The sequence below is a fragment of the Shewanella benthica KT99 genome (assembly GCF_000172075.1).
Lineage (GTDB): Bacteria > Pseudomonadota > Gammaproteobacteria > Enterobacterales > Shewanellaceae > Shewanella > Shewanella benthica_A.
The window spans coordinates 84765-98440 of the sequence record NZ_ABIC01000009.1; the positions used below are offsets into that span (position 1 = coordinate 84765).

General features: G+C 45.4%; 9 protein-coding genes and 1 pseudogene. 6 read left to right on the plus strand and 4 right to left on the minus strand.

What is annotated here, in order from left to right:
* Nucleotides 1–19 precede the first annotated feature (19 nt).
* The 4 genes and pseudogenes from KT99_RS06145 to KT99_RS06160 all read right to left on the minus strand — a co-directional run bounded on the left by KT99_RS06145 (nucleotide 20) and on the right by KT99_RS06160 (nucleotide 6898).
* A complete protein-coding gene (locus KT99_RS06145; RefSeq protein WP_005498061.1) occupies nucleotides 20–775 on the minus strand; it encodes a phosphatase in 756 nt (251 codons plus the stop codon).
* Between the two features lie 72 nt (nucleotides 776–847).
* Nucleotides 848–2350 carry a sigma-54-dependent transcriptional regulator gene (locus KT99_RS06150; RefSeq protein WP_005498063.1) on the minus strand — a complete coding sequence of 501 codons (1503 nt, stop codon included), beginning with the start codon at nucleotides 2348–2350 and terminating at the stop codon, nucleotides 848–850.
* An 82-nt stretch (nucleotides 2351–2432) separates the two neighbouring features.
* Nucleotides 2433–5963: a PAS domain S-box protein gene (locus KT99_RS06155; protein ID WP_005498066.1), complete on the minus strand. Its 3531-nt coding sequence runs from the start codon at nucleotides 5961–5963 to the stop codon at nucleotides 2433–2435.
* A 75-nt stretch (nucleotides 5964–6038) separates the two neighbouring features.
* Nucleotides 6039–6898: pseudogene (locus tag KT99_RS06160) on the minus strand (phosphate/phosphite/phosphonate ABC transporter substrate-binding protein).
* A 207-nt stretch (nucleotides 6899–7105) separates the two neighbouring features.
* Between KT99_RS06160 and KT99_RS06165 the strand changes: the two are divergent.
* The 6 genes from KT99_RS06165 to KT99_RS06190 all read left to right on the plus strand — a co-directional run bounded on the left by KT99_RS06165 (nucleotide 7106) and on the right by KT99_RS06190 (nucleotide 13676).
* Nucleotides 7106–8314 carry a SpoIIE family protein phosphatase gene (locus KT99_RS06165; RefSeq protein ID WP_005498074.1) on the plus strand — a complete coding sequence of 403 codons (1209 nt, stop codon included), beginning with the start codon at nucleotides 7106–7108 and terminating at the stop codon, nucleotides 8312–8314.
* A gap of 30 nt (nucleotides 8315–8344) precedes the next feature.
* A complete protein-coding gene (locus KT99_RS06170) occupies nucleotides 8345–8734 on the plus strand; it encodes an ATP-binding protein (protein WP_005498076.1) in 390 nt (129 codons plus the stop codon).
* Between the two features lie 314 nt (nucleotides 8735–9048).
* A complete protein-coding gene (locus KT99_RS06175) occupies nucleotides 9049–9390 on the plus strand; it encodes an STAS domain-containing protein (protein ID WP_005498078.1) in 342 nt (113 codons plus the stop codon).
* Between the two features lie 108 nt (nucleotides 9391–9498).
* On the plus strand, nucleotides 9499–9780 hold the full coding sequence (locus tag KT99_RS06180; protein ID WP_198401998.1) for a hypothetical protein: 282 nt from the start codon (nucleotides 9499–9501) through the stop codon (nucleotides 9778–9780).
* Nucleotides 9781–10037: 257 nt separating this feature from the next.
* The gene (locus tag KT99_RS06185) at nucleotides 10038–12158 is read left to right on the plus strand and encodes a WecB/TagA/CpsF family glycosyltransferase (protein ID WP_005498081.1); all 2121 of its coding nucleotides are present in this window, start codon (nucleotides 10038–10040) and stop codon (nucleotides 12156–12158) included.
* An 84-nt stretch (nucleotides 12159–12242) separates the two neighbouring features.
* Nucleotides 12243–13676: a sugar phosphate nucleotidyltransferase gene (locus KT99_RS06190; protein ID WP_005498083.1), complete on the plus strand. Its 1434-nt coding sequence runs from the start codon at nucleotides 12243–12245 to the stop codon at nucleotides 13674–13676.

Sequence of the window (13676 nt, forward strand, 5' to 3'; positions counted from 1 at the left end):
TCCTAGGCTCTTAATTAATCTAGGACTTTTCTTGATAAAGCTCAGCAAAATCATCCACAGTCTTATGCCCTCTCTTAGCGAGAAATGAAAGCAAGGCCTCTGGACTTCGATTCAATAATCGCTCTTGGGGATATTCCGCTTCCTCTATGATTGCCAGCGCTTGTGAGAACTCGCCTAAACTAAAAGCGACATGAGAATCTGAGCCCATCACTAACAAGCCACCGGCATCTCGAACGGCTTTTGCTATTGCGACGCAGTTAGCCTCACTGCCTTTGCGGGACATCTTAAACGAAGAGTTATTGATTTCGAGTGCCACATGAGATCTGGCCGCTGCGGCGGCCACAGCCGTGATATCGATAGGGTAAGCCGGGTTTCCCGGATGAGTAATAATATCCACATTGCCACTTTCGATGGCATTGATCATTGCCCGAGTGTGGGCCTGTTTATCTGCAGGGGGAAAAACGGGTTCGTGAAAGCCGGCCAGCACTATATCTAACTCTTGCAGGTAATCTCCAAAGTAATCAATATCTCCCGCATCATTTTTAATATTCGCCTCTATGCCTCTTAAAATACCAACGCCATCTAGAATTCTGGGCAATACTCTCAAATTGACAAAATGCCAGAAATGAGGGGCATCGGCCATATCCGGACCATGATCGGTTATGGCAAATAACCGCAAACCTTTCTCTTTCGCCACAGCAATGTAATCATGAATCGTACTATAAGCATGAGTAGAAGCGATGGTGTGGGCGTGAGTGTCAACAAGGTACTTCATAATGGTTCTTCTTATACCAGTTTCATTGAAAATATCAGTGCCCAAGATTCTACGCTGATATAATCACTTAGCCTAATTTTCAGAAACCGCCCCTTGTAATTCATCCCATCCCTGACGCTTTCGGTAAATCGTCGAAGCACTGATGTCTAACAGGGCTGCGGCTTTAGGTACATTCCCGCCACACTGCTCAATGGCCGCCTCAATCGTCTGTTTCTCTGATAACCAGAGTGGTATGATTGTCTCAACGTTATCGATTCCTCTGTCTGCTGCTGGCAGGTTTTTGCTGCTGGCCTGCTCATCCATGGCGAGTGACTCGCGGTTATTGATTGAAGAAGCCTGATTAGCCCTGGTAATGGAAATAACGGGCTTAATTTGCGCCAGACTGTTGCCCGAGTTTGATTTAAATAACGAAGGTAGCATAGACTCATCAATAATATCGGCGGAATTAAGCACCACCATCTGTCTGATTATATTTTGCAGTTGGCGGACATTTCCCGGCCAATGATAAGTCTGTAGTATTTTCTTCACACCACCACTGAAACTTTTAAACGGCTTACCTTCCTCGGCGTTATATTCTTTTAAGAATTTTTGCGCGAGTAATAATATATCTTTTCCGCGCACTCTTAACGCGGGTAACTCAATAGGTATCACGTGCAATCGATAGAATAGATCTTCTCTAAATCTTCCGGCTTTCACTTCATCCCAAGGGATGCGGTTCGTCGCACTGACAAAACGCACATCGACTTTCTCCTCCTTGGTGCCACCGACTCTTTGAAAGATCCCCGTTTGAATAAAGCGTAAAAACTTGCTTTGCAGCTCAAGTTCCATCTCGCAGACTTCATCTAAAAACAGCGTCCCCCCATGTGCACGAGTCGCTGCGCCATCCCGGTTAGCAATGGCTCCGGTAAAAGCACCTTTAGTATGGCCAAAGATCTCACTTTCTATCAAATCTTTAGGAATTGAGGCACAGTTAAGTGCGATAAAAGGTTTATCACGGCGCTTGCCAGCATGATGGATGGCCTGAGCACAGACCTCTTTGCCTGTGCCACTTTCTCCTATGATAAAAACCGAAGCCTTACTATTGGCAACGCAATCTATGGTTTTATATACGGTTTGCATCGCGAGAGATTCACCGATAAACCCCATGTAGTTAGCCTTAGGTAAGCTTTTCTCATAATTGGCAACGAGATTAACCAGCAGCCTCTGTTTCAGCGCGTTGCGGACAGTGATGGAGAGACGCTTAGCATCGAATGGCTTAATGATAAAATCGAAAGCACCAGATTTCATCGATTCGACGGCGAGATCTATGCTGCCATGGGCGGTGATCATAATCACGGTAATATTGGGATACTGAGATTGAACTTTCTGCAGTATATCCATGCCTGACATGTCGGGTAACTTGATATCCAGCACCAGCAGATCTGGCTGCCAAATCGTCAGTTCAGTTAACGCATCTTCCCCATGATTAACATGGGTCACTTTCGCGCCTTCGCCGCGGAGATACTCGGTATACAATGCCCCCAACGACATGCTGTCTTCAACAAGTAAAACGGTAAATGAGTGCTTAATTTCCATATTTTCTTTACCTATTCCCTATACCAATTTATTGACTTATGGTGTTGTCCATATTCCTATCGATGAGTCTAGTGAGCCAAGCCTAAGCGGCAAAGCGCTCCCTGAAGGCTTTTATGGTCCGCTCTCCAATCTCTTGTACTTCTAACATATAAGACTCGACCTCATTTTTATCTTTATCTCGGGCACTTTGTTCCAGACATTTAGCCACTTCATAAAGGGCATGAGCGCCAAAACTGCCTGAGCTACTTTTCAAGGTATGAGCCTGATCATCTATCTCGTTAAAATTCATCGACAGTTTCAACGATGCTAACTTCTCTAAACGCTCATGGGTTTCTTCAAGGTAGACATTGAACATGCCTTCCATGGACTCTGCTCCCAGGGCATCGACCAGCTCAGACAGCACTAGCTCGTCGAATAATCTGTCCAACAGGAGCGTTTCATTATTTGTCACATGTGGGCCATCCGTTTTCACATTCATGATATCGTCTATGGTGGATTCTTTAATCAAGCTTAATTCCTCAACACTGGCTTCACAAGGTTTGTCAAAATTTTCCTCTTTAGCCAGAGTATGTTTGCTTTGCAGCTCAACGACATCTGAGTAGGGAAGCCATTTGTTGATCGCCTTCACTAGTTCAAGCTGATTTACCGGTTTCGCGACAAAGTCTTTCATGCCGGCATCGAGGCAAGACTCTACATCCTCTTTCGACACATTGGCCGTCATGGCCAATATCACGGTATCGGGCTGAGCGAGCAAAATCTCTCGCGTCGCTTCGACACCGTCCATCTCAGGCATGCGCATATCCATCAATATCAAGCCGTAATCATGTTCGGCTGACATCTTAACCGCCTCTTTGCCGTTATGGGCGAATTCAACTTCGAAACCCGATTTCGCTAACATGGCCCCGGCTATGACTCGATTTGACGGGCTGTCTTCTGCTAGCAATAGACGTTTATTCCTCAATGTTAACTCAGGTAATAAGGTCTCGACCTCTCTGGTGTCTGATTCATCCAGACTCTCGCCACTGAGTAAACCAAGCAACATCTCTCGACTCAAGGGTTTATTGATCACTTGCTCTAAGCCGATATCGGCCATAACCACAGGCATCTCAGGACTTAATCCCGACATCAAGGCGGCAATTAAGCCATCTTCGGACAGAAAATCTCGCTTAAATTGATTCGATAAATTTAAGCTCAGCTGAGATAAACTAGTATCATCGATCAATATAAGATTAAACCTACCTTTCACCGCTTCTATTTTGAAAATGTCCGTGAGTTGACTCACATTGACGGTCTGCACCCCATACTGGCTGTACTGTTTTCTGACCAGATGAGAAAAGGTCTTATCGGGGTGAACCAGCAAGACTCTCGCATGTGCAGGAATGTGGGTAAAACTGCCTCTTTGTTCCTCTAGCTGTAAGCGTACGTTGAATCTGAAACAACTGCCATGTCCAAGACGACTACTCAGCTCGATCTCCCCCCCCATCATGGTGATTAACTCGGAACAAATGGCTAAGCCTAATCCGGTGCCAGTGTAATTGGTATTATGTTGATCATGAACCTGACTAAACTCTTGAAACAGTTTCTTCTGCGCCGACAGACTAATGCCTATGCCTTCATCGGTGACGGCACAATGAAGTTGCACCTCCTGGTGATGACCATCCGGGATCCACATCTCTACCGAAATGCAGCCACCACTGGAGAATTTAATCGCATTATCGACGAGGTTATGCAGTACCTGACGCAATCGTTGTGCATCTCCCTTGACGAGAGCAGGGACATTCCGATTAATAAATGTCGCTAAGTTGACGCCTTTCTCATTGGCTTTAGGCGCTAAAATCTGCATCACCTGAGCCACCATCTTAGCCGGCGAGAAGCTCATATTTTTCAACACCATCTGTCCCGCTTCAATCTTGGAAAAATCTAAAATATCGTTGATGGTACTCAGTAGGGCGGTACCGGCCTCTTTAGCCGTATGCGCATAGATACGTTGATCTTTATTCAGCTTAGAGTCCAGCATTAGCTCGACGCCACCTAACACGGCATTCAATGGGGAGCGAATTTCATGACTCATGGTGGCAAGGAATCTGGATTTAGCCTTACTGCCTAATTCAGCCTGCTCCTTAGCCTGTTTTAACTCAGTCTCATACTGCATACGCTCTGAAACATCGTGTAAAAAGGCTGTGAGTAAGATCTCATCACCCAGCTGCACCGGGATCATCTTCATCTCGACTGGAAAGTGAGTGCCATCGGCCCGAATGGACATGAGTTCTACGCTCTTCTTTATGGCTGGACCACAACCGGTTTTCCTGAAAACTTCCAACTCTTCCTTGAACGCCTTTCTCTCGATATCGACAAAAATCAGCTCCTCGAAAATCTCCCCCAGAGCCTGTTCACGACTATGGCCAAACAGCTGGCTGGCCGCTTCATTAAACTCTTGAATACGCCCGGTGATGTCTATGGTAATGAGTGCATCTTGGCTCGCCTCGAGTGTCGCCAGTAGAATCGACTCGGTTCGTTTAGCCTCCGCCTCTTTGCGTTTTATATCACTTAAGTCTTTCACTAAACCCAATAACATGACGTCGCCATCGATCAACATCTTAGAGACGGACAGGTCGATGGGGAAAAGCTTACCACTCTTATGTTGCGCCACCAGCTCCCTTCCCTTGCCTTGTAACCCCCCTCTTTTAGAGTTAATAAAACGCATCAGGAAATCATTTTGCATGTGTCGTTCGTGACTCGGCATGAATATGGATACGTTGTGGCCAATCAAGTCATTGTTATCATAACCAAAAAGGTGACCGACGGCCGGGTTAACCTGAACGATGATCCCTTGGGTATCTATGATGATAAAGCCATCCACGGCGGCTTCTAAAATCGTACTGAGGCGAATATTGGCACTCTCAAGATCCTGAGCATTTTTCTCAATTTTTTCAATCATACGATTGAATGCCTGAGTAGTTTGACCTATCTCATCATGACTATTCACCGGAATTTGAACCCCGGTTTCCCCCTGGAGTATTCTCTTCGATGCCCGTTTCAACTCACTCAAGTTCTTGGTCAAATAACTGCCCAATAACCAAGAAAAAAGCGCAACTAACAACATTTCTAACCCGGCAATAGAACTAAAACGCGTCGTGGCCCTGGCTAAAAACTGATCGAACTCATGGATACTGATCCCCAGTTCAACACGGCCGAACACAAATCCTGACTCAATAATATCGGCCTTCACATCGAGCACACCATCCTCGATATTGACAAAGCCACCAGCCACTTTAGCTAACGTCTCGTCATTGGAGAATGATCGATCGCTAGCCGAAATTAGGCTTGGTTCTCCCGCGCTGACAAGCAAGTTATTCCGATCATAAATGGCCACATATAAGACCTGAGTACTGTCGAGTAGCTCGCTGGACAACTCCTGTAAAGTGGAGATATCAGTGCTAATAACCGCATCTTTAGCCGCCGCTGCAAATAACGTCACCACTGAACGCGCACGTTTTTCAATCTCAGCCTGATTGGAACTCTTGAGATAATCGACACTGGTATAAACCAGCAGCATCAAAAGTACGCCCTCAATTAGCGCGATGCCTAATACCGTTTTGAGTCTAAACGTCATGAGTAACCTCCCTCTTATCTCTATCTCTAAGCTATAAGCTATAGGCTATAGCAATAAGCGGTTCATCATTATTTATCATTGGTCTCTAAGGGCTGAGAGAAACCCCCCTACTCCTAACGCTCTCACATCATTCCAATCACTGCTCTTAGCGGCTTCGAAAGGGTTAAACCCTAGTCCTTGCAGTAGCATGCTTCCTGCTTGAATCGCAGAGAATTGAATGAACTTTATCATTAATTCTTCTCTGACACCGACGGGCACTCTTGGATGAATCGCCACGGCATGGGGAGTGTATCCAGGCGTTTCCCACAGCACTCGCAGCTGCTTGGTCACCTCTTTATCCATGGTTTTAAAGGTTCTCTTCACCCCTCCGCCACCAGCCACTAACCCTTGAGCTACGGCGAGATAAACGGAGTCATGAGATCCAGATTGTTAATGCCCTTTATCTTCAAGTTGGCTCTGGGCAGCACACTCGCTGCGAAGGCGGCGGGAGCTGGGAAAGCCAATAACTGGCCATCGAGATCTGACAGGGACTGAGCTTTAGCACGCTTCTGCACCACAATAATCCCTGTTATTTTTTTACCTTGTTCTTTTACCAGCGCCTGATAACCGGGAGATTCATTAAACACGGTAAAGTGATAGGGGTTCATATAGGCAATATCATACACCCCCTTAGCCAAACGCTTCTCAAACGTGGGAATGTCGGGAGCCGTCGCAAAATGCAATTGAAAATTTGCATTTTGCGACAAGGCTGCCAGTAAGGGAGACCATTTTCTTGCCAGCGTGCTAGCGGCTTGTTGTGGCACCACGCCAAAGGTGAGAATCGAAGGTTGGTTAACTGTGTGTTTTGTATCAGATGCTTGCGTCGCAAAAACACCACCAAAAAACAAGGCAATAGAGAAGAGCTGATGCGTGTTGAACCATGGTGATATTTTCATTATGCGTATCCTTACCAGTGACGACCCTAGATACTGGAGCAAAGCCTATGCCAAATCTCAGCAGGCTTAATCACAAGTCACCATGCTTTATAAAGACTAACAACAAGATAGGGTCATAAGCTTAGGCTATGGCACAAAGATTGCCTTTATTTTGATAACATCTATAAGGTAATGAGCCTGCTTATGACTTCAAATGCAACACTTAGAATGTCCACAGCTGCTGTCAAGTTTCGCTTAGACACACTTTCAGTGCTACTGGTTGAAGATACTCAGAGCGAGCGCAACTTTATAGTCAATCTACTGCAGAGCATGGGAATGAACGTCTCGAGCTGCGCTAGCGCTGAGGAAGCAATCGAGTTATATCAAAGTCAGATGCCCGATATTGTGATCAGTGACTGGCGAATGCCAGGTTTAACCGGCCCCCAGTTATGCCAACGACTCAAGCAGGCCCCATCTCCACCTTACATCATCTTGCTAACCGCCAACAATCAGGCAAAACACATGGTAGAAGGCATTGAATCGGGTGCCGATGATTTTCTCAGCAAACCTTTTATACCTAGCATATTGAAAGTGAGGCTGTTAGCTGCGGCGCGCATCGTCAAGATGCAACAGCACCTGACGGATCAGAATCTGGCTCTCAACGATGCCCTGTCTAAGGAGCAAGCCTACTTAGCACAAGTTCAAGCAGATCTCGATAGCGCCGCCAGACTACAGAGTTCGTTACTGCCAACCTCGAGCAAGTTGACCAATCAATGGCGCCTGGCGACCCGATTTCAACCCGCCCAGGATCTGGCTGGCGACATATTCCAATGCTTTAACATCGACGATTCTCATCTGGGTTTCTATCTGCTGGATGTCACCGGTCACGGCATCGCAGCCTCGATGCAAAGTTTTACACTGGCCCAGAGACTCAGCTGTAAGAGTTGTCACTGGGACAGCTTAGATCCTGCGTTAATTGTGACTGAGCTTAATGCAGATTTTGAAGACCCTGAAAATGCCGGGCGATTCGCTACCTTGATTCTGGGAATAGCCAATACTGACAGTGGCCAAGTGAGAATAACGATGGCAGGCCACCCACAGCCAATCTTGCTCGCTAATGATAGCGCCACCATAATGAGCCTGGATTCAGGCCTGCCCCTGGGGATCGATAATCAATTTCAATACCAGTACAACTCATTCTTCTTAGGCGATGAACAGCACCTGATGCTCTACTCAGACGGTTTATATGAGTGCCAACACCCCACCTATGGCGAATTTGGCCAACAGAGGCTAGTCAAGGCCTGCTCAGATGCACACCAACTATCACCGGAAGCTCTGTTGCATCACCTCAGTCACGTCATCGACCTCTGGCAACAAAACTCCCCCCAGGATGATATCTCGATGATGATAATTTCCACTTCGAATATGTCGATATAAACACGTTAGCCCAGACCAGTTGGAGGCAATATGAACAGCATACAATTAAATCTATCGCAAAAAATCTGGAGCAGTAAGCTCTTATGTGCCGAGTTCGAACAGTTTCTGCAACAAAATAATGTGCCGACCCAACAGAGATTTAAAGTCATAACCTGCATTCTTGAGGCATTATCCAACGTCTTAGAGCATACCGACAGCCGTCTGGAACAGATAGTCGTCATTCTGCATTGCGATCAAGAGCTCATCATCATAGATCTGCTCGATAACTCCCCTTACACCCCCATAGACAATCAGGTAGATTGTCCCTCCCCTTTCTCACTCTCGGGGAGAGGCTTATGGATCATACAGAACTGGATGGATCAGATGAGGTTCCAGAGCTCAGTCGCAGGCACTCACCTCAGGTTGAGCCTGTTGCGCTAATCTCCCTGTAGGAGGGTCTTTAGATGTAGGAGGGTCTTCAGGCCCGAATCTTTGCTTGTTTCAATCAATCGCGGCTAAAGCACGCTCCTACAATGTGTTCTCTCGCGGCTAAAGCCGCTCCTACAACAAACAAGGGTTTCCAGCTTTGCAAATTGCAAGGCAAATCAAATAGGAACGAGGTGATTGCCTTTCGTATAGATACCCAAGTAAAGATTTTAAACAATTAAATCAACTAGTTAATAATTGGCCCGACTTGTGCTTATAAATTATTATGTATCTATGATAAACAAGACGATTCTTTTAAGGAGCTAGTTATGAAGTTCTCTCCCTTGGCCCTCGAAAATGCATGCTTAGTCACCTTACCTAAAGAGATGATCATGGCTCAGACGCCAACAATAAGAGCCGCTATTTCTCGTCAAATAGAAACCGGCAGTACCAAGCTGGTGATGGATCTACATCAGGTGGAATATATCGACTCCAGTGGCCTGTCTATTCTGATCTCGGCACATAAACTCACCCAGAAACATTCTGGAGAAGTGATATTGCTCTCACCTTCGGCTGGCGTACGCGCCCTGATTGAACTCACACGGCTACATCATGTGTTCACTATTTTCGAAGATAGAGATGCGGCAATCGAACATATATGTACTCTCTGATTGTCAGCCTGTTCTCTCTGAGTTCGGCACAAGTGCTGGGGCGGATCATTAGATTTGCATCTAACATATTTCCATTAGGATCCAACCTTGATCCCGCCTATGATACTCATGGCAACAAGCTATTTATTATTTACCTTCGGCATGCTTAATGCGACATCTAATCTAAAGGAAAACAAGATACCTGTCGTCTGCCAAGCCATTCTATGGCAGACCATAGCCGACGGTGTACTCACAGCCTGTTTAGCTTTGCTCGGTTTGGGAGTCTGGGCCATTATTATTCCTAAGGTATTAGGGATCCTTATATGGGTCGGGATCCACAGGTATTATACCCCCTTAGTTTATGGTTCAGACTCCCAGAGTCCTCCTGCCGAGCACGTTTATTATCAATAATCTCTCTTATATCCTCAAACCAAGCACATATGACAGCATTAACCGTATTTCAAACAATCAACGACATCTTCTTCAAAAAGCAACTCAGTCAAAATGCAAACTGCGAAAAATCACCATTAGACTCAGTAAAAACGGCACGAGAAACAAACCAACTACTTGTTAAATAACAATTTATAAAGATGGCCTAGATTATGCTTCATCCTAAAATATGAATTGAACTCTAGCATCGAATAGCAATCTCGCTTAAGGCTGGAAAAATGATAACAAACACTCAAGTAGAAACGGCTAATATCAGAGATCATATGCTCAGAACCGTCGACATTATCCTTGCCCTGCTACTCATCATAAGTGCAGCGCCGGTATTAGTATTTAAGTCTCTCTATCGCAAATATCACCATGGCTCGGCCATAGAACGTGTTTATATTCACGATGCAAAAGACGGAAAAATAGGTCTATATCAATTCACCGGTGAAGGAAGATGTTGCCAATGGCCCTATTTAATCAACTTACTCAAGGGTGACCTTTCCCTGCTGGGTAGCGACAAAAGATATTACCTTGAACCTGAGCAAGGAGCCGGTCAACCATCTTATCATCATCTTAATAATCAACGAATTAGCAAGCCAGGTCTACTCTCTTTTGAGCAGATGCATCACAGGTTAGGCATTAATTTCGAGGACAAGGCAGCACACCTGCATGACGCACAAAGCAATCTATTATCTTATCTTATGGCAGCATCGAGAATCGTACTGACATCGATATTCTCAGCCCATAAGGCTAATAGCTCGGCGCAATCCATTCCCTTATTCAATTTACAACTCTGTAATCTCACCATGAAAGAGATGTTGGCAGAAATAATCATTCAATGCCAACACTACCAAGCGTTAAAGCTGACGCGACATCCTGACACTACTCACTCAGGCACAGGACATTCACTCGGTATGCTTCAATATGCCTTCGTCAATGCAGCTTGCTTGAATCTCAGTGTCAAAGACCCACTCTATCGTCGCTGTTTACAATCGAGCTGTCACAAGATATTCGCCGATGGTTCGGGCATACGCATAGCCTGCCTTTGGAAAGGCTATTCCCCTAAAGATAATCTCAATGGCACTGACATGTTTCCTAGGCTGTGCGAGCAACTATCAAAAAACAATTTATCTGTCTTTCTTCTCGGTGGAGCCCCAGGCATTGCCGCCAAAACCGCTGAAAATATGAGCCGTCAATACCCCAACTTAGCTATCGCAGGAACTCACCATGGCTATTTAGATTCATTAACCAATGAACAATCTGTGATTGAGCAGATTAATGCCTCAGGTGCGAGTGTTTTACTGGTCGCAATGGGTGCACCAAGACAAGAAGTTTGGCTAGAAAAACACCAAGCTCATCTGGATGTCGCTGTGGGCATTGGCGTAGGCGGATTATTTGATTTTTACTCAGAGAAAATCATCCGCGCCCCATTATGGGTAAGACAAATAGGCATGGAATGGGTTTGTCGCCTCGCTGAAGAGCCAAAGAGAATGTGGCAGCGATATATCTTAGGCAATCCACTGTTCTTATATCGTGTGTTGCAAGAAATACGGCAACAAAAGCAACACCGCCATCCGATAATATCGGCTGCACAGACAACAAAAGATCCATTATTAACAGACTCAATATATGCCAACAAGTTGGAAGATTCAGGCACTAACAAACATATCCAGCATCCCAATTTAACCAACCAGCACTCATTAAATGCTCAGGCTAAACAACGCTGCAAACGAAATAGAGCGCTAGCGAGATTTAATATCCACTTAAAGCGCGGACTCGATCTCTTCTGTGCTGCTTTACTACTGGTACTTTTATTGCCGTTGCTGCTATGTGTGTCATTGCTAATACGCCTGGAGTCTAAGGGGCCTGTGCTGTTCAGCCAACAAAGGGCTGGGAAACATAATATCCCTTTTACAATGTGGAAATTTCGCTCTATGTACCCAGATGCAGAACTGCGCCGGAGAGCACTGCAATCGGCTAATGAGATGCAAGGCGGCATCCTGTTTAAAATGAAACAAGATCCAAGAATCACCCGCATCGGCAAAGTGATCAGAAAACTATCAATCGACGAGCTGCCGCAATTATGCAACGTGATATGCGGTGATATGTCCTTGGTTGGGCCAAGGCCCGCACTATTGGCTGAGGTGGAGCAATATAGCCTGCATGACAGAAGGCGGCTTGCTGTTAAGCCTGGCATCACTTGTATATGGCAAGTCAGCGGCCGCTCTGATATCCCTTTCGATCGACAGGTTGAATTGGATGTTGACTATATCTACCAGCAATCATTCTTTACCGATGTTAGCTTACTGATTAAAACCATACCGGCAGTGATATTTGCCCGAGGCGCCTATTGATAACCAAAATTAACGCAATAAGTCATCAACAGACAAGGGCGAGACAGTCTGTAACAAATCAGGGCTAACTATGGAGAACTGCGCATGCAAGCCATCATTTTTGCAAACAGAACCGGTGATGAATTAGCACCACTCAATGACCATTACTGTCCGGCACGACTTCCTGTTGGTAATAAAGCCGTGATTGAATATACCTTAGAGGACATAGCCAAATCCGGGATCACGCAGATAAAGTTAATTATTTCTTCTCAAGCCAGAGAGATTGAAAAGCTCCTTTGCAATGGTGAAAAGTGGGGACTAGAAATAGAATACTTTTTAAGTAAACCCCAAGAAGAAACCCGCTCAGTATTAAAGCGTCTTGCGCTCGACCCCGATGAAAGTCTATTGCTCGTAAGAGGAGATATTTTTCGCTCTCCCTCTATTTCTCAATTCATCGACTTTTCTAAAGCGTTTCCTCGTGACTTTGTACAAGCCAAGATGGAGAGCCAAAATGCAGGCATGATGTTACTGCCCGCAGCTCTCCCCTATCTTGCCGATATCGACTGGCCTTTTTTGCCACATTTCGACAGCACCAGCGTGGTGACACTCGTCTTACACGGACGCAGCTTCATGCTTGATAGCTTTCACTCGTATATGGATGCAAATTTGTGTTTAGCCAAGAATGAACTGCCTACATTAACGCCTAGCGAACGTAGTTACCTGTCTGCTAATGCACAACAAGACTTTTATGTTGGTACTAAGACCCATACTGGTGATTTAACCAGCCAAAATGGTTGGGGGATCATAGGTAACAACTGCCGAATAGAGGAGAAGGTACAGTTAAAAGAGTCAGTGGTGATCGGCAATAATTGTTTAATCGACAAAGAATCTAGCATTGAGAACAGCTTGATCCTGCCAAACACCTATGTAGGAGAAAGGTTAGAAGTTAAAAATAGCATTCTCTGCCAAGATCTGCTTATAAACCTGCAGCACTTAGGTGTCATTCAAATTAAAGATCAAGCCTTGATCGGCGCAAATGAGATCAATGCCAAGCCCGAGGGAAATAAAACGAGCACACTTACCCGACTATTTTTATTGATTATTTTTATACTAAGCTTACCCCTATGGCCCCTGTTATCGGTTTACTCCTCATTAAGAAACACTTTTAACAAGCAGTCTGAACACTCGACTATTTCAGATACCTGTATCGACAATTTAGGACAAACCTTTAAAGCTTGGCGATGGAACATACCAGGCCCGATCTCGGCCAGATTGCCGCAGATATATCATGTACTCACCGGAAGGCTTGATCTATTTGGCGACACTCCAGAAGCGAGATATGCCACAGGAAAAGATGATCGTCGCTTAGGCGTACTGGGCCCGGTTCAGTTACTGCTGGACAAATCGGCTCCTAAAGAGGAACGTCAACTGCTAGAACTTGAGTTCGATGCAGATAACAGAGCCAGTAAATACTTGCATCTACTTTGGCGCGCATTACGATCACAGCCACAGACAATCACAGCGTCACATCTTTTGTAG